This window comes from Sulfitobacter sp. DSM 110093 (assembly GCF_022788715.1).
Classification (GTDB): Bacteria; Pseudomonadota; Alphaproteobacteria; order Rhodobacterales; family Rhodobacteraceae; genus Sulfitobacter.
Genome location: NZ_CP085167.1, coordinates 3,226,180 through 3,244,296 on the forward strand (window position 1 = coordinate 3,226,180; position 18,117 = coordinate 3,244,296).

Sequence of the window (18,117 nt, forward strand, 5' to 3'; positions counted from 1 at the left end):
TCCTTTCGTTCAGCCGCGCAGCACGCCACCTGTGGCTTTAGTCACTTTTTCAACGACCTTAGCACCAACCGCTTCGATATCGGCATCTTTGAGCGTCTTGTCACTCGGCTGCAAACGCACGGTAATGGCGAGGGATTTCTTGCCTTCACCAAGGCTGCCGCCGATGAACTCATCAAAGACACGCACGTCTTCGATCAGGTTTTTGTCGGCCCCTTTGGCAGCGTTAACCAGCGTCAGCGCCTCGACATCCGCATCGACGACAAAGGCAAAGTCACGCTCGACCGCCTGAAGATCACTGATCTGCAACGCCGGGCGCGTGGCACCGGATTTGCGCGGCAGCGGCACTTCGGCGGGATAGATAGTGAAGGCCATCGCAGGGCCTTTGACGTCCATCGCGGCGAGCACGCGAGGGTGCACTTCGCCAAAGATGCCGAGCTCCTTTTTCGGGCCAAGGCAGACCTTGCCGTGACGGCCCGGATGCCACCATTCGTCAGCCCCTCGCAGGATCTGCACCTTGGCGGGGGCACCGATGGCGGCCAGCACGGCCTCGGCGTCGGCTTTGACATCATAGACATCCACCGCCCGCGCCGCGCCATGCACGTCACGCGGACCGGTGCGGCCCACCAGCAGGCCGCTGACCATCATCTGCTCTTCGCCCGGCTCACCACCGGAAAAGGCAGGGCCGACCTCAAAGAGCGCCATGTCGGCAAAGCCGCGCGCCTGATTGCGCGCCGCGGCCTGCAACAGACCGGGCAGCAGATCGGGGCGCATGTGGCTCATGTCCGACGAAATCGGGTTTTCCAGCCGTGTCTCATCCGTGCCGCCGCCGAACAGCGCGGCAGAGGCTTGGTCGATGAAGCTGTAAGACACACATTCGTTGTAGCCGAGCGCCGCCGCCGTGCGCCGGGCCGTCACGACGCGGCGCTGCATGGGCGAGAGTACGGGGCGCGGCACGCCTGTTGTCAGGCGCGGCAAAGGTTTGCCTTCGAGCTTGGTGAGCGACGCAATCCGCGCGACCTCTTCCACCAGATCGGCCTCGCCCTGCACATCAGGACGCCAGCTTGGCACCTGCGCCATGTCACCGTCGAGTTGGAAGCCGAGCGCCGTCAGCGTCTGACGCTGATCGCTTTCGGGGATCGTCATGCCGACCAGAGATTGCACCTTGGCCGCATCCAGCTTGTAGGCGCGGCCGGTGTCAGGCACCTGCCCCGCGACCACAACCTCAGACGCCTCTCCACCCGCGTGATCCAAGATCATCCGCGTTGCGTGTTCGATGCCATAAGGCGTCCATGCCGGATCTACACCACGCTCGAAACGATAACGCGCGTCGGAGTTGATCTTGAGCGCACGGCCCGCATAGGCGATCTGCACCGGGTCCCAATAGGCGCTTTCCACAAAGACGTTGACCGTGTCTTCGGTCACGCCTGTCGCCTCGCCGCCCATGATACCCGCAATGCTTTCCACGCCGCTGTCATCGGAGATGACCATCTGGCCCGCTTGCAGGGTATAGGTCTTTTCGTCCAGCGCCACGATCTCTTCGCCGCCCTTGGCGCGGTGCACGCGCAGGTTGCCTTTGACCTTATCCGCGTCAAAGACGTGCAGCGGACGGTTGCGGTCGAAGGTGAAGAAGTTGGTCACGTCGACAAGGAAAGAGATCGGACGCAGCCCAATCGCGCGCAGGCAATCTTGCAACCACGCGGGGCTGGGGCCGTTCTTCACGCCCTTGATCACGCGGCCATAGAACACCGGGCAACCGTCGAGCGTGTCGTCGTCGATGCTGACACTGATCGGCGCGGCAAAGCTGCCCGCCAACGCATTGCAGTCACGCGGCTTCAGCTTGCCCAAGCCCCGCGCCGCGAGGTCACGCGCAATGCCGCGCACGCCGAGCGCGTCGGGGCGGTTCGGGGTGATGGCGATCTCGATCACCGGGTCGACCTTGGCGGGATCGTTCTCGGCCAGCCAGTCGATGAAACGGTCGCCGGGCTTGCCCGAGGGCAGTTCGATGATGCCGTCATGCTCCTCGCTCAGCTCCATCTCGCGCTCGGAGGCCATCATGCCGAAGCTTTCAACGCCACGAATTTTGCCGACGCCGATGGTCGTGTCGATCCCCGGCACATAGACGCCCGGCTTGGCCACGACGACGGTGATCCCCGCCCGCGCATTCGGCGCGCCGCAGATGATCTGCATGACGCCTTCGTCGGTTTCCACCTGACAGACGTTCAGCCGGTCAGCATCGGGGTGTTTCTCGGCTGATTGCACATAGCCGAGGGTGAAATCGGCAAGCTTCGCCGCCGGGTTTTCGACGCCTTCGACTTCGAGGCCGAGGTCGGTCAGGGCATAGGTGATCTCATCAATCGACGCCGTGGTGTCGAGATGGTCCTTGAGCCAGGAGAGGGTGAATTTCATTTATTTAGTTCCTCAACATCGGTGAGATTGCCGTTGATGCCTGTACCTTGCACAATGTCTTTTCTCATTTCCTTTAGCAGTTCTCTACGCGCTTCTCTGAATGGATTGCTCATAGCCATAAAAGCATCGTACTCCTCCTGCGTAGGCGTTCGACCGAGGTTGTGAATATATTGAACGCGCTTCCCATTCTGCCAATAATGGTCGCCTATGTTCGAGTTGAGAAGCTTCAGTGACGCAACCGCAACGTTATCTGGCGCCATAAGTGCCACCTGATCTTGAAAAGGTGATAATTTCTCCATTAGCGCCAAACCAGCAGAAGCTGGATCGTCATAGTCGGTGCTCTTATGTTCTTGAAGAATAGTGAGGTACTTCCGATAAACAGCAAGACGTTCTCTACGCAACTCATCTGCACGTTGTTGAGAAGCCTTAATGAAGAACAGCCATATACCACCGCCGAGTGCAATGAAGGGCGAAACTAGTGTCGCAGCAAATCTTGCCCAATCGAGAATTTGAATAGCTTCACCGGCCTCACTCACCTACTCAACCCACCATGCAAATTCGGCTGATCCAAGCTCGCGAACCCATAGTGCCGCAGCCAGCGCAGGTCTGAATCAAAGAACGCCCGCAAATCCGGAATCCCGTATTTCAGCATCGCGATCCGGTCGATCCCCATGCCGAATGCAAAGCCCTGCCATTCGTTCGGATCGATCCCGCCCGCCTGCAGTACCTTGGGGTGCACCATGCCGGAGCCCAACACTTCCAACCAACCGTCGCCCTCGCCGATGCGCAGCTGGCCGTCGACCCAGGAACACTGGATGTCGACCTCGGCCGAAGGCTCGGTGAAGGGGAAGTGGGAGGCGCGGAAGCGGGTCTTGATGCCGTCGATCTCGAAAAACGCGGCGAAAAACTCCTCAAGCGTCCACTTGAGGTTCGCCATCGAGATATCCTTGTCAATCGCCAGACCTTCGACCTGATGGAACATGGGCGTGTGGGTCTGGTCATAGTCAGCGCGATACACGCCGCCGGGGCAGATGATGCGCAGGGGCGCGCCTTCGGCCTCCATGGTGCGGATCTGCACCGGCGAGGTGTGGGTGCGCAGCACGTGGGGGGCGCGCTCGTCGCCCTCGGCACGGGCCATATAGAACGTGTCCATCTCGGCCCGCGCGGGGTGGTGGCCGGGGATGTTCAGCGCGTCGAAGTTGTACCAATCGGTGTCGATACGCGGGCCTTCGGCGACGGAAAACCCCATCTCGGCAAAGATCGCGGTCAGTTCTTCGGTGACTTGGCTGACCGGGTGGATGCTGCCCTGACGCTGGTGCCGCGTGGGCAGGGTCACGTCGAGCCATTCGCTGCGTAGACGCTCATCCAACGCGGCGTCACCAAGTGCTGCCTTCTTGGCGGCAAGCGCCGAGTTGATCTCATCCTTCAGCGCGTTGAGCGCGGGGCCAGCGACCTGCCGCTCTTCGGGGGTCATCTTGCCCAGCTCGCGCATTTTCAGGGCCACTTCGCCCTTTTTGCCCACGGCGGCCAGCCGGATGTCTTCCAGCGCGGATTCGTCGCCAGCATCGGCGATTTGGCTCAGGTACTTTTGCTTCAGATCGTCCATGACAGGCCCTTGGAATAATACCCCGTCCTGCTAGCCCTCTCGCCCCTCGAATGCAAGCCGTAGGGGTTGCGGCAGCTTGGGGGAACCACCACCTCTGCCATGCGTTAGGCCGCATCCCTCCGGCGCGCCCTCATGGCAGCGGCGCGCCCAAACTCCCCCGAAAGGAGAGACCATGAAAATCCTGATGGTTCTGACATCGCATGACGAACTGGGCGACACCGGCAACAAAACCGGCTTCTGGCTCGAAGAATTCGCTGCGCCCTATTATGTCTTCAAAGATGCGGGCGCGGATGTGACCCTCGCCTCGCCCAAGGGCGGCCAACCGCCGCTTGACCCCAACAGCGACAGCGAAGACGCGCAGACCGATGCGACCCGCCGTTTCAAAGACGACGACGCTGCGCAAAAGGCGCTCGCTTCGACCAAAGTGCTGGGCGATGTGGATGCGGATGGCTTCGACGCGATCTTCTACCCCGGCGGCCACGGCCCGCTGTGGGATCTGGCCAATGACGCCGACAGCAAGCGCCTGATCGAGACCTTTTGGGCCTCCGACCGCCCGGTTGGCGCCGTTTGCCACGCGCCTGCGGTGTTCAAGGACACCCAAGCCGACGGCAAGCCGCTGGTCTCTGGCAAGCGCGTCACCGGCTTTACCAACACCGAGGAAGAGGGCGTGGGCCTGACCGACGTGGTGCCTTTCTTGGTCGAAGACATGCTGAAGAAGAACGGCGGCGAGTATAGCAAAGGCGACGATTGGGCGTCTTACGTGCTGGTCGACGGCAAGCTGGTGACCGGCCAGAACCCCGCCTCTTCGGAAGAAGCGGCGAAAGAAATGCTGGCCCTGTTGAAGTGATCGCCAGACAGAAGTGACGACACCGGGGGCGCGCATTGCGTGCCCCCTTTTATCCTATACGGGAACCGCCGATGGACGCGCCGTGTTTTACTCCCGAAAGGAGCCTCCGATATGGCAGACTATGACCGCACTACCGGCGCACCGTGGAGCGAGCCAGATCTCGATCAGCTTCGCATCCTCGCGGCAGAAGGTACATCGACCAGCGTGATCGCGGTGCAACTGGGCCGCACGGAAGAGGCGATATCCCACAAAGCGTCGCAGGAGGGCATCAAACTGACGCCCGCCAGCCTTAATCCTTATGACCCGAATACCCTAGACAGATAACAGACTGCGCCCGTTCTTTTTGTGTCGTTGGACAAGTTTCCTTTGCACTGCGCCGGGCGGGATCATATGTGCGTGCGCGCCGAAGGTCGCGGTTTCAACCAGTCCTGGGAAGAAGGTTTCAAATTCTTCACGTTGCGCTGTGCCAATGGTTTTGATGGTGTCCGCATTCAGCAGGAAACTCTCGGCCGGGGCGCCTTCTGCATAGACGACATCGTGGTTTTCAAAGATGAGATGAAAGTACTCTACCTGCTCAACCTTCTCTTCGACAAATATACCGGGCAATTCGGTTAGCCGGATCGCAGCGACCAGCACAGTCGAAACACCGCACATCCGCTCCACAATACCAGATTGCACCATCATACGGTGCTGGCGCGAGACGATAAGATCACGTTTGGGCAGCCCGGCCCCCAACGCTCCGGCAGCGATCCGTATCGGGTAAAGCTTGGGGTTCTTTGCGAATTCGGACGCATCGACACTGCGGCGCAGCGCGGTGACTAGCTTTTGATATCCGCCGCTTTGCGTCAGAATGCGCATCCCCGGGGTCAACGCCTCAACAGGAAGATCGCCCATATCGGTTGTGATCAATGTACCCCGCGTGAAACAGGCGACACCCGTAGAAACGAGATCGCCTTCCTCCTGCATCGTATCAATATCGGAATTCCATTTCAGACTTCCCAGCAGGCCGCCTTCGGGGAGGTCCGAGAAATCTACAGTCATCGTGGTAAACAGATCGCCCGCAGGCGGGCTGCCCGCCAGATTGACGATACCGGAATAGGTTACATCAAGATCGCCAGCTAAATCCTCAGATTCCTCGCCCAGCCGGAAGGGAAATCCACCAAGAGAACCGGGCGTAGAGCCGCCGTCTGGCGCGTCTTCTGCCGCGGTGGTCGTGTCAAATACGGAACTGGCAGGCTGCAGGTCAATCTGCATGGATGCCAGGGGTTTGGTGGTATCAAGATGGTGCCAATCAAAACCGAAAGACATCTCGGCATTGTCACCAACGGCTGCGCCGTTAGTGTAAGGGTCTGTCGCATACCACGTCAGCGTTTCACTGGTGCCATCTGCATAGCTAAGCGTAACCCTAGCCCCCTCAAGATCGACGCCGCGCGAACTGGTATCGTCGCGTATCCCATGGACCGACTCATGGGGATCCTCATCTAGTCTATTGATCGTAATTGCGGGCATGAACGTCCCCACCTTTTATAAATTACCTATCGACTGATCAGCATCAATAGCCGGACCCTACACCCAGATGCACTGAGTCGCGGTCTGTCAATAAGCTATCATTGCTTAGGGCTGAGGAAAGGGAATGACCAAAACAAGGGATTATTAAGGCAAGATTAAGGCGCAAACTAAAACGTCATGCCCGCCGAAACGCAAAAAGCCCCGCCAAATGGCAGGGCTTTCGCAAATTCATAACGTGTCAGCTTAGGCTGCCAGTGCGTCCTGCGCCTGTTTGACGATCGCGCCAAAGGCTTCGGGCTCATGCACGGCCAGATCGGCCAGAACCTTACGGTCCACTTCGATACCGGCCAGCGACAGACCGTTGATGAAGCGGCTGTATGTCAGCGCTTCGTCATGGCTACGCACGGCGGCGTTGATCCGCTGGATCCACAGAGCGCGGAAGTTGCGCTTGCGGTTCTTGCGGTCACGGGTTGCATATTGGTTGGCCTTGTCGACCGCCTGTGTGGCGACCTTAAAGACGTTCTTGCGCCGACCATAATAGCCTTTTGCGGCTTTGATGATCTTCTTGTGACGCGCGTGGGTGACTGTACCACCTTTTACTCGGGACATCTCGGTACTCCTATATCAGCGGGCGTAGGGCATGAAGCCCTTGATGATCTTTGCATCGGGCTCGGACAGTGTTGTCGTGCCGCGTGCGTTACGGATGAACTTGTTGGTCCGTTTGATCATGCCGTGCTGTTTGCCAGCTTGGCTGCCGATGACCTTACCAGTCGCCGAGACCTTAAAGCGCTTTTTGGCGCTCGATTTCGTCTTCATCTTGGGCATTTCCGTCTCCGTCTTTTGAGTTCGGTATAAACACGACTCGGCATGCCACTTTGGGCCGGTCGTGCAGGCTAAGATGCGCCGTATAGGCGCGCTCGGACAAGGATGCAAGAGGTTTTGAGGGGGCGCTCGAAGGGCCTAGGGCAACAAATCCGCCGCGACCGAAACAAAGACATCCGGCAGGTTCTCAAACGAATAGCGCCCCGGATTTTCCCGCAACGCGTAAACGATTAGCCCCCCGGCAATCATGATCGTGATGGTCGAAACGCGCGGCGACCGACGGTCGGTCACCGCAGAGAGTATCGAGGGGATCGACAACACCGCTAGAACGATGCCGACAACCATCGCCAAATCAGAGTTCATGCGCACCCTCCCCTTGTTCGGGAAAGGTTACTCCGGATCAGACGCGTAAATCAAACGTTCGTCGCAGGGGGCCACGCGCAGGATGTTGGTGCTGCCCGGGACGTTGAAGGGCACCCCTGCTGTCACGACAATATGATCCTCTGGTCCGGCGTAACCCTCTGACAAAGCAGAGCGTGCCGCGCTGAGGACAGCGAGTTTAAACCGATCATGCCCATCGGTGATGATGCAGTTCGTTCCCCAGCTTAGCGCCAGACGGCGGGCGGTATTCACCAGCGGCGATAGCGCGATGATCGGCACACGGGGCCGTTCGCGTGCGGTCAGCAACGCGGTGGTGCCGGACTGTGTAAAGCAGCAAATCGCTTTAATGTCCGTCGTCTCGGCAATCTCACGCGCGGCGGCGACGATGCCATCGGCCACGGTGGTACGCACAGCGGTACGCGAGGATTCAATGATCTGCGTGTAGGTCGGATCGGCCTCAACTTCTTGGGCGACATTGTCCATCGTTGCCACAGCTTCCAGTGGGTAATCGCCGGCAGCGGACTCGGCGCTCAGCATCACGGCGTCCGCGCCTTCATAGATCGCGGTGGCCACGTCAGACACCTCGGCGCGGGTGGGCATCGGGCTTTCGATCATCGATTCGAGCATCTGAGTCGCCACGATCACCGGCTTGGCTGCCGCGCGACATTTGCGCACCAGACGCTTTTGGATCGGCGGCACGTTCTGCACTGGCAGCTCCACACCCAGATCGCCACGCGCCACCATGATGCCATCGCTGACATCAAGGATCGCCTCAAAACGCTCGACCGCGGCGGGCTTTTCGATTTTGGACAGGATCGCCGCCCGACCTTTGACCAGATCACGCGCTTCGGTCACATCTTCGGGCCGCTGCACAAAGCTCAGCGCAAGCCAATCGACACCCAACTCACAAACGAATTCCAAATCTGCCCGATCTTTTTCCGACAGGGCGGCCAGCGGCAGCAGCACGTCGGGCACGTTCACGCCCTTACGGTTCGAAATCACACCGCCTGTCACCACCTCGCAATTCGCGAAATCGGGGCCACAGTCGCGCACCTTCAGACGGATTTTGCCATCGTTAACCAGCAGACTCGCGCCCGCCTCTAACGCCGCGAAAATTTCAGGATGCGGCAGGCAAACGCGGTTCACATCGCCCGGTGTTTCATCAAGGTCCAGCCGGAAGGCAGCGCCCTCTTCCAACGTGGGGCCGTCCCCCTCAAACACGCCGACGCGCAGCTTTGGCCCTTGAAGGTCAGCCAAAATACCGATCGCGCCGCCGGTCTCTTTTTCAATCTCACGGATGATACGATGTTTTTCACGGATCTCGTCGTGGCTGCCGTGGCTCATGTTCAGCCGAAAGACATCCGCCCCCGCTTCGTGCAATGCCCCGATCACCTCGCGTGTTTCCGAGGCTGGCCCCAAAGTGGCCACGATCTTTACATTGCGCAAACGTCTCATATCTGTTCCTTCGTATCCTGTGTCGCCCCACGGGGAATGTTAACGGTAACATCGACTTGTCGATGGCCTACCGTCCCGATGTGTGCCTGTCAAAGGTTTCATCAGAATGACGGCCTATCGCCATGCCGTCCAGCATTATGAAAAGGAGCTGCCATGCCCAGCCAACAAGAGATCGAACTGCAAGCCGCCGCCTTTCGCCGGTTGCAAAAGCACCTGATGGAAGACCGAACCGATGTACAAAACATCGACATGATGAACCTCGCCGGGTTTTGCCGCAACTGCCTGTCGCGCTGGTATCAAGAGGCCGCAAACGAGCGTGGCATCGAGATGGGCAAAGACGAGGCGCGCGAACTGTTCTACGGGATGACCATGGACGATTGGAAAGCCAATTATCAGACCGACGCGAAGGACAGCCAGAAAGAGGCGTTCAAGACTGCCTTCGAGGAAAACGTCGGGAAGAGCTAAATTAGGCCAGCGAATCGAAACAATACCTGATTCAAGCTCATCATTGACCGCATGGAAGAGACAAAAAGCTTACATGCGGCTTGATTGAAACTTACATCCGGGCAAGCATCCAACGCATTCTTTTCAGGAGATTGCACCATGCTTGCCCTTTTCGCTTTACCTGCATTGTTGGGCCTCGGCCTTATCTTCAATATCATCGACAACGATTCAGAAGAGGATCGCCCCGAAGACCCGCCCGAGCCGCCGGATACTTTGTTTGTGCCCGATGGTGTCGAATCCTTTCGTGGCACCGATGGCGATGACATCATCGTCGCGCGGGATGATGGCGGATTTATAGCGGGGCGTGAGGGCGAAGATACGATTACCGGAAGTGGCAACGTCGATGATATCGCAGGCCACGAGGGCGATGATGTTATCGACTCCCGTGGTGGCGACGACCGGGTTTGGGGTGACTTCGGCGATGACACGATCACCTTGGGCGACGGTGCAGATCGCGGCATCGGCGGCAATGGCGATGATAGCATCGATGGCGGCGCGGGCGATGACCATATAAGCGGCGAGAACGACGATGACACGCTGATCGGCGGCGCGGGCAACGACACGCTTACCGGGGGGTATGGTGATGATCTAATCTACATGGGTGAGGGCGACGATAGCGGCGCGGCCTATGGTTTGGTGACTTGGGGCAATGATACGGTCTATGGTGGGACGGGCGATGATGTCATCCTCGAAGGCCGAGGCTATGACGCGCTTTATGGTGAAGCGGGTGACGACGTGATCCGCGCGTTGGACGGCACCAGCTCCCCTGATACGGTCGATGGCGGGACAGGCAACGATCATCTACTGCTTGATGATGGCGACATAGGCACGGGCGGCGACGGCGAAGACCTTTTTAGCCTCAATCATTCGGACTATGCCGAAGAACCAGCGATCATAATCACCGATTTCAATACCGACGACGATCTACTCTCCATCGATACATATTCAACCGATCTGGTGGAGTTGATCCACGACCCAGATCGCGCAGCCGTTTTGGTGCAAAGAACGGGCGTGACCCTCGGCATATTAGAAGGGCTAAGCGAGGCGGACATTCCGAACATCAGCCTCGTGGAAATCGCCGCCTAACCGCAAACAGGGGGCCGCTAAAACAGGTAGAGTACGAGCCAATCCGCCTTAAGCGCGGGCCGCTCTGCTCCCTCGACCTCAACCGTGGCGGCGAAACGGGTCATCAGGTTGCCCCGCCCCCGCGTCTGCGCCTCGGCCAATGTGAACCGCCCTCGGATACGCTTGCCTGAATGCACAGGCGCTATGAACCGCACGCTGTCGAACCCATAGTTGATCGACGCCTTTGCCCCCGCAATCGTCGGCAACGCACCGTAAGCCATGCCAGACATCATCGACAAAGTGAGCATCCCATGCGCCACGGTGCCGCCGAAATCGGTATCTGCGGCGCGGACCGGATCGACATGGATAAACTGATGATCTTCGGTCACATCGGCAAAGGCGTCGATCCGCGCCTGATCCATCATGAACCAAGGCGAGATGCCCAATTCACGGCCCACGGCGGCTTCCATCTCTGCCCGGTCAATCTCTCTGCGCATCACTGCCTCCTGTTTGCGCCAGTCTAGCCGCGCGGCCCGTAGCTGCGAAAGCCCTTGCGCCCGGCGGGACATCTCTCATGCTGGATGAAACCAAAGCGGAGACATCATGAACACCCCAATCCTCGCTCTTATCATCGTGGCCGTCGCAGGGGCCGCCGTGGCGTTGCAGACGCCGATCAACGCCGCCTTGGGCCGCAACATCGGCAGCGGGGTCGCTGCGGCGGCGGTGTCCTTTGGCGTGGGTTTGGCGATCCTGCTGGCGGTGCTGCTGCTGCGGGGCGAGTTGGGCGCCCTGCCCCGCGCGGCTTCGGCTTCGCCGGTCATGCTGCTGGGTGGTGTGCTGGGAGCATTCTACGTCTGGTCGGTGCTCTGGTCGATCCCGACGCTGGGGGCGCTTACAGTGATCTCGGCGCTGATCCTCGGCCAACTCAGCGCAGCACTGGTGATTGATGCGACGGGGCTTTTAGGCCTGACGGTGCAGGCCATCACCCCCACCCGCATCGCCGCCGCCGCGCTGGTGGCGGCGGGGCTGGTTTTATCGCGGTTCTAAAGCTCAGATCGCGGTTTTGCGCATCTCTTCGAGATAGATTTCACGCAAACGAGGCGCCAGCTTGCCCGGCGTGCCGCTGCCGATCTTGGCCCCGTCAATCTCGACCACGGGGGTCACAAAAGCGCTGGCCGAGGTCACAAACGCTTCATCCGCTTGCTGCGCCTCTTCGATGGTAAAACTGCGTTCTTCCACCTGCATCTGCGCCTCACGGGCCAGTTCGAGCACCGCCTTGCGGGTGATGCCGTGCAGGATATCGCTGGAGGTCTCGCGCGTGACGATCTTGCCGTCCTTCACGATATAGGCGTTGTTCGATGTGCCCTCGGTGACGAAACCGTCTTCGACCATCCAAGCGTCTTCGACACCGGCCTTCTTGGCCATCATCTTGCCCATCGACGGGTAGAGAAGCTGCACCGTTTTGATATCACGGCGGCCCCAGCGGATGTCTTCGATGCTGATGACGCGGATGCCATCACGGGCGGCAGGGTTGTCGGCCAGACCCGGTTTCGACTGGGTGAACAGAACCAGCGACGGCGCGGTGGTGTCGGGATCGGGGAAGGCGAAATCGCGGTCACCATCCGACCCGCGCGTGACCTGAAGGTAGATCAGCCCGTCTTTGATGTCATTCAGCCGCACCAATTCGCGATGAATCTCCAGCAGCTCCTCGGTCGTCGCGGGCGCGCGCATGTCGAGTTCGTTCATCGAGCGCGTCAGCCGTTCGGCGTGGCCGCCAAAGGCGATCAGCTTGCCGTCCAGCACGCTCGTCACCTCATAGACCCCATCCGCCATCAGGAATCCCCGGTCAAAGATCGAGACCTTGGCCTGATCCTCGGGCAGGTATTCGCCGTTTACATAGACAGTTCGCATGGTCACCCCCAGAGCGCGGCGGCGGGGGGATGCACGCCCGCGCCGTCGAATTTCAAAGCATTGTCGCGGTCTTCGGCCAGAAGCAGCGGGCCGTCAAGGTCCACGACCTTCGCACCTTGGGCGACCAGCGTCGCCGGAGCCATTGCCAGCGACGATCCGACCATGCAACCGACCATCACGTCGAAGCCTTGGGCAAGTGCCGCATCGCGCAGCGCCAGCGCCTCGGTCAGCCCGCCGGTCTTGTCGAGCTTGATGTTCACCACATCGTATTTGCCCTTGAGGCCCGGCAGGCTGGCGCGGTCATGGCAGCTTTCATCCGCGCAGACGGGTACGGGGCGGTCCATGCCCAAGAGCGCGTCGTCGTCCCCTGCGGGCAAGGGTTGCTCCACCAATGCCACACCAAGGCGCACCAGATGCGGCGCAAGGTCGGCGTAGACCTCTGCCGACCAGCCCTCATTGGCGTCGATGATGATGGTGGCATCGGGCGCACCTGCGCGCACGGCTTCGAGCCGGGGCATGTCATCTGGCGTGCCGAGCTTGATCTTAAGCAGGGGCCGATGGCTATGTTTCGCGGCCTGCGCCCGCATCGCTTCGGGGTCGTCCAGTGACAGGGTATAGGCTGTGACTTCCGGCCCCGGCGCGGTCAGCCCGGCCAGTTCCCAAACGCGCTTGCCCGCACGTTTGGCCTCCAGATCCCACAGCGCGCAATCCACTGCATTACGGGCAGCACCCGCCGGCAGCAGATCAATGAGCGCTTGCCGCGTGATATCGTCAGGCAGGCCGTTGATCTCAGCCGCGACCGATTCGAGCGTTTCATCGTAGCGGGCATAGGGCACACATTCGCCCCAGCCGGTCACGCCACCATCGGTGATGCGCACGGTCAGCACTTTGGCCTCGGTCCGCGAACCACGGCTGATGGTAAAGACCTGCGCCAGTTTGAACGTATCTGCGGTAACGTCGATCTGCATGCTCACAGCGCCGCCAGCGCATCGGCCAGTCGCGCAGCACCTTGGCGGAAGGGATCGACCGCAGGCAGGCCAAGACGCTCTTCGACCTCGGCCAGATAGGCATCCGCCTCGGCCTCGGACATGTGGTAGGTGTTGACCGAAATGCCGACGACCTTGCAGGCAGAGTTCGCCACATGGGCCAGTGTCAGCGCCACGTCGCGCACGGCCTCCATGCTGGGCAGGGAGTATTCCGGCAGGCCGCGCATATGGGTCCGGGTCGGCTCATGGCAGAGGATCAGCGCATCGGGCTGGCCGCCGTGGATCAGCGCCATGGTCACGCCCGAGTAGGAGACGTGGAACAGGCTGCCCTGCCCTTCGATGATGTCCCAATGGTCATCATCATTGTCGGGGGTGAGATATTCCACCGACCCGGCCATGAAATCGGCGATCACCGCATCCAGCGGCACGCCTTCGCCGGTGATCAGGATACCGGTCTGGCCGGTGGCGCGGAAGGTGCTTTTCATGCCCTTTTCGCGCATCGCCTCGTCCAGCGCGAGGGCGGTGTACATTTTCCCGACCGAGCAATCGGTGCCCACGGCCAAGACCCGCTTGCCACTGCGTTTCTTGCCGTCGGCAATGGGATATTCGACGCTGGGCACGCGCACGTCATGCAGGGTTGTGCCGCTCGCCTTGGCGGCGGCGACCAGATCGGCTTCGTTGCGCAGCAGGTTGTGCAGGCCCGAGGCGATGTCGAAGCCCATGTTCAGAGCCTCGATCAGCACTTCTTTCCAAGCCGCGCTGATCTTACCGCCACGATTGGCGACGCCGATGACCAATGTCTCGGCCCCTGCCTCGCGCGCTTCGGCCAATGTCATGTCTTGCAGACCGATGTCGGCCTTGCAGCCTTCCATGCGGAACTGACCGACCGCATTGTCGGGCCGCCAGTCCTTGATGCCTTGGGCGACCTTGGCGGACAGAGAGTCAGGCGCGTCGCCCAGAAAGAGCAGATAGGGGGTTTTGATCATGGCAAGCCTCCGGCATTGAGTTTGTCCGCATATTGCGCGCGAGAATACGCAAGTGCGTGGCGTTGTCGACGCATCTGCATGCAAATGCGCAGCATTTCCCACAAATTACCGCTGGTTGCGCAAAATTCGTGCGCTGCGCCGCAAGGCCACAAAAATCATCGAAATGCTGCGACTGCGAAAACCTCCTTGCGATTGGCGGCGCAATTTCATACCAGAATGAAGACGCATGATGAAACAAAATTACCCATAGGTGCCCCATGAGCTTCCGCATTCAGCCTGCCGCCCCTGCCCGCCCGAACCGCTGCCAATTGTTCGGCCCCGGCTCCCGCCCGGCGATCTTTGAAAAGATGGCGGCCTCGGATGCCGATGTGATCAACCTTGACCTCGAAGACAGCGTCGCGCCCTCGGACAAAGACAGCGCGCGCGCCAATATCATCAAGGCGATCTCGGAGATCGACTGGGGCAAGAAGACGCTTTCGGTCCGGATCAACGGGTTGGACACGCCCTATTGGTATCGTGACGTGGTGGAGCTGCTGGAACAGGCCGGGCCGCGCCTTGATCAGATCATGATCCCCAAGGTGGGCTGCGCGGCGGATGTCTATGCCGTCGACGCGCTGGTGACGGCGGTCGAGACCGCCAAGGGGCGCGAGAAGAAGATCAGCTTTGAAGTCATCATCGAATCCGCCGCTGGCATCGCCCATGTGGAAGAGATCGCCGCGTCTTCTCCGCGCTTGCAGGCAATGTCGCTGGGAGCTGCGGATTTCGCGGCCTCCATGGGCATGCAGACCACCGGGATCGGCGGTACGCAGGAGAACTATTACATGCAGCGCGGTGAGCAGAAGCATTGGTCCGACCCATGGCACTGGGCGCAGGCCGCCATCGTCGCCGCCTGCCGCACCCATGGCGTACTGCCGGTCGACGGGCCCTTTGGCGATTTTTCGGATGACGAGGGTTTCCGCGCGCAGGCGCGGCGGTCGGCGACATTGGGTATGGTGGGCAAATGGGCGATCCACCCCAAACAGGTCGCGCTGAGCAACGAGGTTTTCACGCCCTCCGAAGAGGCCGTGGCCGAGGCGCGGGAGATTCTCGCGGCGATGGAAGAGGCCAAGGCGAAGGGTGAGGGCGCGACTGTCTATAAGGGGCGTCTGGTGGACATCGCCAGCATTAAACAGGCCGAGGTTGTGGTGCGGCAGTCCGAGATGATCGCCGGGGGCTGAGCGACTGCGGCCAGCCGCCGGGGGCGCTGCCCCCGGACCCCCGCGGGTATTTGAAAAAGGATGAAGTGGTAAGGGCGTGCGCTTGCCTGCTTGGCAAACCCGCGTTGCAAACCGGCGCGCGGCGCTCCATATACGAAAGCAACTAGCCGGAGCATGCAATGACCCAATATCTGGATTTCGAAAAACCACTGGCCGAGATTGAAGGCAAGGCGGAAGAGCTGCGGGCGCTGGCCCGGTCCAACGAAGAGATGGACATCACCGACGAGGCCCGCGCGCTGGATAAAAAAGCCGCTGGGATGCTGGAAGACCTCTATGGGTCGCTGACGCCTTGGCGCAAATGCCAAGTGGCGCGTCACCCCGAACGTCCACATTGTAGAGATTACATCGAAGCGCTGTTTACCGAGTTCACACCGCTGGCCGGGGATCGCAACTTTGCTGACGATCTGGCCGTGATGGGTGGGCTGGCACGTTTTAATGACAAGCCGGTCATGGTTATCGGCCATGAAAAGGGCAATGATACCAAAAGCCGGATCGAGCGAAACTTTGGCATGGCCCGCCCTGAGGGTTATCGCAAAGCGGTGCGTTTGATGGAATTGGCCGACAAATTTAATCTGCCCGTTGTCACCATCGTGGACACGCCGGGTGCTTATCCGGGCAAGGGTGCCGAAGAGCGCGGCCAATCCGAAGCGATTGCCCGTTCGACCGAGAAATGCCTGCAGATCGGTGTACCGTTGATCAGCGTGATCGTCGGCGAGGGTGGCTCTGGCGGGGCGGTGGCTTTTGCCACGGCGAACCGCGTCGCAATGTTGGAGCATTCGGTCTATTCCGTCATCACGCCCGAAGGCTGTGCGTCGATCCTGTGGAAAGACAGCGAAAAGATGCGCGAAGCCGCCGAGCAGATGCGCCTGACCGCCGAAGAGCTTAAGACCCTTGGCGTGATTGATCAGATCATTCCTGAGCCGATGGGCGGCGCGCATCGTCATGCTGCGCAATCCATCAAGGCCGTAGGCAAAGCGATTGAGACGATGCTTAAAGACCTTGACGGTAAAGATGGCAAAACGCTGGTCAAAGACCGCCGGACCAAGTTCCTTGAGATGGGCCGCAAGGGTCTGGCGGCCTAGGCCAGACGCCGCCGAAACCGCGGATCAGGGGTGATCTGGTCAAAACCGGCAGCGCGGTAGAAACTCTGCGCGCGCCGGTTTTGCGTACCCGTCCCTACAGTGACATAGCTACACCCCTGCGCCTCAGCGTGCTCCAGCGCGGCCGCCACCAACGCTTTGCCTATGCCGCGCCCACGCGCAGTATCGCAGACAAAGAGATGGTGCAGGTCCATGCCCCTTGCGCCGAATTGCAACTGCGTCTGGGGGCAGAGCGCGGCATATCCATGCAGTCCCGTCGCACCTTCGGCCACTAACAGCGTCACCCAAGGGGCTTCGCCGAGGCAGTCACGTTCCAGCGCGGCCAATGTCAGCGTGGCCGCGTCGCCGTGGTAGGCGGCCAGCGCATGGGCCAGATCAAGAACCATTGGTAAGTCGGATTTAACAGCAGGTCGAATGGGGGGCATATTGTCTCTCTTTGTGGTTACCACAGGGAGACAAGCAAAGCCGCGCTGTGGCGGCTTGGGGGTATAGGAAAAGGGCCGCGCCGATTAGGAGCGGGGATAATAGACTGTTTTGAGGCAGGTCTGTTCCATGGCTATGTCATGCGCTTGTGCCGACCGGCTGTCAAGCGGAGGCTAAGCCTGGATTAGCTTGCCAGCATCCGCAGGCCTTGGGTCACATCAGAGCGCACCGCCAGCCGCAGTCCCGGCTCATCCCCGGCGCGCAGAGCGGCGATGATCAGTCGATGGAAATGCGGCGGCTCTGTCCGGCGCAGGCGGCCATAGAGCGCGCGCATGGTGGGGCCGAGTTGCAGCCAGACGGTCTCTGCCATGGCGAGCATCGCAGGCGCCTGAGCGCGCAGATAAAGCGTTCGGTGGAATTCCAGATTGGTGCGAATGTAGCTGACCGCATCGCGGTGCGCCACGGCCTCGGCGATATTGGTGTTGATCGTCTGCATCCGTTCAATCAGCGCCATATGCGCGCGTGGCAGGGCACGCGAGGCCAGTTCAACCTCTAGCAGCGCCCTGAGCGCTGCCAATTCCTCAATCCGCTCGTTGCTGAGTTCGGGCGTAGAGATGCGCCCCGAGGTCGACATTGTCAGTGCCCCCTCTGCCGCGAGCCGCCGCACCGCTTCGCGGGCGGGCGTCATCGAGACCTCGTATTCCTTGCCAATACCGCGCAGGGTGAGCGCATGACCGGGCGGCAGATCGCCATGCATGATCCGCGCGCGTAGGCGGCGGTAGACACGATCATGGGCCAGCGGCGTGGCCTCGACAGGGCGGGGGCTGAGGTTCATGATGCGCTTGTGATCACAAATGAGC

21 protein-coding genes are annotated in these 18,117 nt (G+C 60.5%); 7 read left to right on the plus strand and 14 right to left on the minus strand.

All coding sequences use genetic code 11. The annotated features are described in order from the left end of the window. Nucleotides 1-9: 9 nt before the first annotated feature. From pheT to pheS, 3 genes are read right to left on the minus strand one after another with little or no spacing between them, the layout of a single operon-like run. Complete coding sequence (gene pheT, locus DSM110093_RS15730; RefSeq protein WP_243265950.1) at nucleotides 10-2,406, minus strand: phenylalanine--tRNA ligase subunit beta; 2,397 nt, start codon at nucleotides 2,404-2,406, stop codon at nucleotides 10-12. Next, on the minus strand, nucleotides 2,403-2,942 hold the full coding sequence (locus tag DSM110093_RS15735) for a hypothetical protein (protein ID WP_243265951.1): 540 nt from the start codon (nucleotides 2,940-2,942) through the stop codon (nucleotides 2,403-2,405). The genes pheT and DSM110093_RS15735 overlap by 4 nt, the downstream gene beginning before the upstream one ends. Then, nucleotides 2,939-4,012 carry a phenylalanine--tRNA ligase subunit alpha gene (gene pheS / locus DSM110093_RS15740; RefSeq protein ID WP_067938059.1) on the minus strand — a complete coding sequence of 358 codons (1,074 nt, stop codon included), beginning with the start codon at nucleotides 4,010-4,012 and terminating at the stop codon, nucleotides 2,939-2,941. Before pheS ends, DSM110093_RS15735 begins: the two co-directional genes overlap by 4 nt. 172 nt (nucleotides 4,013-4,184) lie before the next feature. On the opposite strand from pheS, the gene DSM110093_RS15745 reads away from it, so the two are divergent. Both DSM110093_RS15745 and DSM110093_RS15750 read left to right on the plus strand, forming a co-directional pair. Then, the gene (locus tag DSM110093_RS15745; RefSeq protein WP_243265952.1) at nucleotides 4,185-4,859 is read left to right on the plus strand and encodes a type 1 glutamine amidotransferase domain-containing protein; all 675 of its coding nucleotides are present in this window, start codon (nucleotides 4,185-4,187) and stop codon (nucleotides 4,857-4,859) included. Between the two features lie 111 nt (nucleotides 4,860-4,970). Further along, a complete protein-coding gene (locus DSM110093_RS15750; protein ID WP_243265953.1) occupies nucleotides 4,971-5,183 on the plus strand; it encodes a hypothetical protein in 213 nt (70 codons plus the stop codon). Here the strand turns inward: DSM110093_RS15750 and DSM110093_RS15755 are convergent. The 5 genes from DSM110093_RS15755 to pyk form a co-directional block, all read right to left on the minus strand. After that, nucleotides 5,172-6,368 (minus strand): Hint domain-containing protein, encoded by a 1,197-nt coding sequence (locus tag DSM110093_RS15755; protein WP_243265954.1) that lies wholly within the window; start codon nucleotides 6,366-6,368, stop codon nucleotides 5,172-5,174. The genes DSM110093_RS15750 and DSM110093_RS15755 overlap by 12 nt on opposite strands. A gap of 243 nt (nucleotides 6,369-6,611) precedes the next feature. Beyond that, entirely contained in the window at nucleotides 6,612-6,977 is a 366-nt protein-coding gene (gene rplT / locus DSM110093_RS15760) for a 50S ribosomal protein L20 (protein WP_007118124.1), read from the minus strand. Between the two features lie 15 nt (nucleotides 6,978-6,992). After that, nucleotides 6,993-7,193: a 50S ribosomal protein L35 gene (gene rpmI, locus DSM110093_RS15765; protein ID WP_007118125.1), complete on the minus strand. Its 201-nt coding sequence runs from the start codon at nucleotides 7,191-7,193 to the stop codon at nucleotides 6,993-6,995. A 135-nt stretch (nucleotides 7,194-7,328) separates the two neighbouring features. Continuing rightward, nucleotides 7,329-7,553 (minus strand): hypothetical protein, encoded by a 225-nt coding sequence (locus tag DSM110093_RS15770; RefSeq protein WP_243265955.1) that lies wholly within the window; start codon nucleotides 7,551-7,553, stop codon nucleotides 7,329-7,331. A 27-nt stretch (nucleotides 7,554-7,580) separates the two neighbouring features. After that, the gene (pyk, locus tag DSM110093_RS15775) at nucleotides 7,581-9,026 is read right to left on the minus strand and encodes a pyruvate kinase (RefSeq protein WP_243265956.1); all 1,446 of its coding nucleotides are present in this window, start codon (nucleotides 9,024-9,026) and stop codon (nucleotides 7,581-7,583) included. A gap of 153 nt (nucleotides 9,027-9,179) precedes the next feature. Here pyk and DSM110093_RS15780 point away from each other — a divergent pair, with 153 nt between their 5' ends. Beyond that, nucleotides 9,180-9,491, plus strand: a complete 312-nt coding sequence (locus DSM110093_RS15780) for a DUF1244 domain-containing protein (RefSeq protein ID WP_243265957.1) — start codon at nucleotides 9,180-9,182, stop codon at nucleotides 9,489-9,491. A gap of 138 nt (nucleotides 9,492-9,629) precedes the next feature. Next, complete coding sequence (locus tag DSM110093_RS15785) at nucleotides 9,630-10,616, plus strand: calcium-binding protein (RefSeq protein ID WP_243265958.1); 987 nt, start codon at nucleotides 9,630-9,632, stop codon at nucleotides 10,614-10,616. 17 nt (nucleotides 10,617-10,633) lie between these two features. Here the strand turns inward: DSM110093_RS15785 and DSM110093_RS15790 are convergent, their stop codons facing one another. Further along, nucleotides 10,634-11,092, minus strand: a complete 459-nt coding sequence (locus tag DSM110093_RS15790; RefSeq protein ID WP_243265959.1) for a MaoC family dehydratase — start codon at nucleotides 11,090-11,092, stop codon at nucleotides 10,634-10,636. Nucleotides 11,093-11,198: 106 nt separating this feature from the next. Between DSM110093_RS15790 and DSM110093_RS15795 the strand changes: the two genes are divergently transcribed. Continuing rightward, entirely contained in the window at nucleotides 11,199-11,642 is a 444-nt protein-coding gene (locus tag DSM110093_RS15795; RefSeq protein ID WP_243265960.1) for a DMT family transporter, read from the plus strand. Between the two features lie 3 nt (nucleotides 11,643-11,645). Here the strand turns inward: DSM110093_RS15795 and DSM110093_RS15800 are convergent, their stop codons facing one another. From DSM110093_RS15800 to dgcN, 3 genes are read right to left on the minus strand one after another with little or no spacing between them, the layout of a single operon-like run. After that, nucleotides 11,646-12,506, minus strand: a complete 861-nt coding sequence (locus DSM110093_RS15800) for a D-amino-acid transaminase (protein ID WP_243265961.1) — start codon at nucleotides 12,504-12,506, stop codon at nucleotides 11,646-11,648. 2 nt (nucleotides 12,507-12,508) lie between these two features. Further along, a complete protein-coding gene (gene dgcA / locus DSM110093_RS15805) occupies nucleotides 12,509-13,474 on the minus strand; it encodes an N-acetyl-D-Glu racemase DgcA (RefSeq protein WP_243265962.1) in 966 nt (321 codons plus the stop codon). A 2-nt stretch (nucleotides 13,475-13,476) separates the two neighbouring features. Next, on the minus strand, nucleotides 13,477-14,478 hold the full coding sequence (gene dgcN, locus DSM110093_RS15810) for an N-acetyltransferase DgcN (RefSeq protein ID WP_243265963.1): 1,002 nt from the start codon (nucleotides 14,476-14,478) through the stop codon (nucleotides 13,477-13,479). 257 nt (nucleotides 14,479-14,735) lie between these two features. Here dgcN and DSM110093_RS15815 point away from each other — a divergent pair, with 257 nt between their 5' ends. Both DSM110093_RS15815 and DSM110093_RS15820 read left to right on the plus strand, forming a co-directional pair. Next, nucleotides 14,736-15,695 carry an L-malyl-CoA/beta-methylmalyl-CoA lyase gene (locus DSM110093_RS15815; protein WP_243265964.1) on the plus strand — a complete coding sequence of 320 codons (960 nt, stop codon included), beginning with the start codon at nucleotides 14,736-14,738 and terminating at the stop codon, nucleotides 15,693-15,695. 158 nt (nucleotides 15,696-15,853) lie between these two features. Then, entirely contained in the window at nucleotides 15,854-16,816 is a 963-nt protein-coding gene (locus DSM110093_RS15820) for an acetyl-CoA carboxylase carboxyltransferase subunit alpha (RefSeq protein ID WP_243265965.1), read from the plus strand. On the opposite strand, the gene DSM110093_RS15825 is transcribed toward DSM110093_RS15820, so the two are convergent. Beyond that, nucleotides 16,813-17,259: a GNAT family N-acetyltransferase gene (locus DSM110093_RS15825; protein WP_243265966.1), complete on the minus strand. Its 447-nt coding sequence runs from the start codon at nucleotides 17,257-17,259 to the stop codon at nucleotides 16,813-16,815. The two genes, DSM110093_RS15820 and DSM110093_RS15825, sit on opposite strands and share 4 nt — an antisense overlap. Nucleotides 17,260-17,441: 182 nt before the next feature. Continuing rightward, a complete protein-coding gene (locus DSM110093_RS15830) occupies nucleotides 17,442-18,092 on the minus strand; it encodes a GntR family transcriptional regulator (RefSeq protein ID WP_093927938.1) in 651 nt (216 codons plus the stop codon). Nucleotides 18,093-18,117: the final 25 nt, after the last annotated feature.

Excerpts from the sequence above, each read along its gene's own strand:
- pheT (WP_243265950.1), bottom strand. The coding sequence starts at position 2,406 with ATGAAATTCACCCTCTCCTGGCTCAAGGACCATCTCGACACCACGGCG.
- pheS (WP_067938059.1), bottom strand. The coding sequence starts at position 4,012 with ATGGACGATCTGAAGCAAAAGTACCTGAGCCAAATCGCCGATGCTGGC.
- DSM110093_RS15745 (WP_243265952.1), top strand. The coding sequence starts at position 4,185 with ATGAAAATCCTGATGGTTCTGACATCGCATGACGAACTGGGCGACACC.
- DSM110093_RS15750 (WP_243265953.1), top strand. The coding sequence starts at position 4,971 with ATGGCAGACTATGACCGCACTACCGGCGCACCGTGGAGCGAGCCAGAT.
- DSM110093_RS15755 (WP_243265954.1), bottom strand. The coding sequence starts at position 6,368 with ATGCCCGCAATTACGATCAATAGACTAGATGAGGATCCCCATGAGTCG.
- rplT (WP_007118124.1), bottom strand. The coding sequence starts at position 6,977 with ATGTCCCGAGTAAAAGGTGGTACAGTCACCCACGCGCGTCACAAGAAG.
- rpmI (WP_007118125.1), bottom strand. The coding sequence starts at position 7,193 with ATGCCCAAGATGAAGACGAAATCGAGCGCCAAAAAGCGCTTTAAGGTC.
- DSM110093_RS15770 (WP_243265955.1), bottom strand. The coding sequence starts at position 7,553 with ATGAACTCTGATTTGGCGATGGTTGTCGGCATCGTTCTAGCGGTGTTG.
- pyk (WP_243265956.1), bottom strand. The coding sequence starts at position 9,026 with ATGAGACGTTTGCGCAATGTAAAGATCGTGGCCACTTTGGGGCCAGCC.
- DSM110093_RS15780 (WP_243265957.1), top strand. The coding sequence starts at position 9,180 with ATGCCCAGCCAACAAGAGATCGAACTGCAAGCCGCCGCCTTTCGCCGG.
- DSM110093_RS15785 (WP_243265958.1), top strand. The coding sequence starts at position 9,630 with ATGCTTGCCCTTTTCGCTTTACCTGCATTGTTGGGCCTCGGCCTTATC.
- DSM110093_RS15790 (WP_243265959.1), bottom strand. The coding sequence starts at position 11,092 with ATGCGCAGAGAGATTGACCGGGCAGAGATGGAAGCCGCCGTGGGCCGT.
- DSM110093_RS15795 (WP_243265960.1), top strand. The coding sequence starts at position 11,199 with ATGAACACCCCAATCCTCGCTCTTATCATCGTGGCCGTCGCAGGGGCC.
- DSM110093_RS15800 (WP_243265961.1), bottom strand. The coding sequence starts at position 12,506 with ATGCGAACTGTCTATGTAAACGGCGAATACCTGCCCGAGGATCAGGCC.
- dgcA (WP_243265962.1), bottom strand. The coding sequence starts at position 13,474 with ATGCAGATCGACGTTACCGCAGATACGTTCAAACTGGCGCAGGTCTTT.
- dgcN (WP_243265963.1), bottom strand. The coding sequence starts at position 14,478 with ATGATCAAAACCCCCTATCTGCTCTTTCTGGGCGACGCGCCTGACTCT.
- DSM110093_RS15815 (WP_243265964.1), top strand. The coding sequence starts at position 14,736 with ATGAGCTTCCGCATTCAGCCTGCCGCCCCTGCCCGCCCGAACCGCTGC.
- DSM110093_RS15820 (WP_243265965.1), top strand. The coding sequence starts at position 15,854 with ATGACCCAATATCTGGATTTCGAAAAACCACTGGCCGAGATTGAAGGC.
- DSM110093_RS15825 (WP_243265966.1), bottom strand. The coding sequence starts at position 17,259 with ATGCCCCCCATTCGACCTGCTGTTAAATCCGACTTACCAATGGTTCTT.
- DSM110093_RS15830 (WP_093927938.1), bottom strand. The coding sequence starts at position 18,092 with ATGAACCTCAGCCCCCGCCCTGTCGAGGCCACGCCGCTGGCCCATGAT.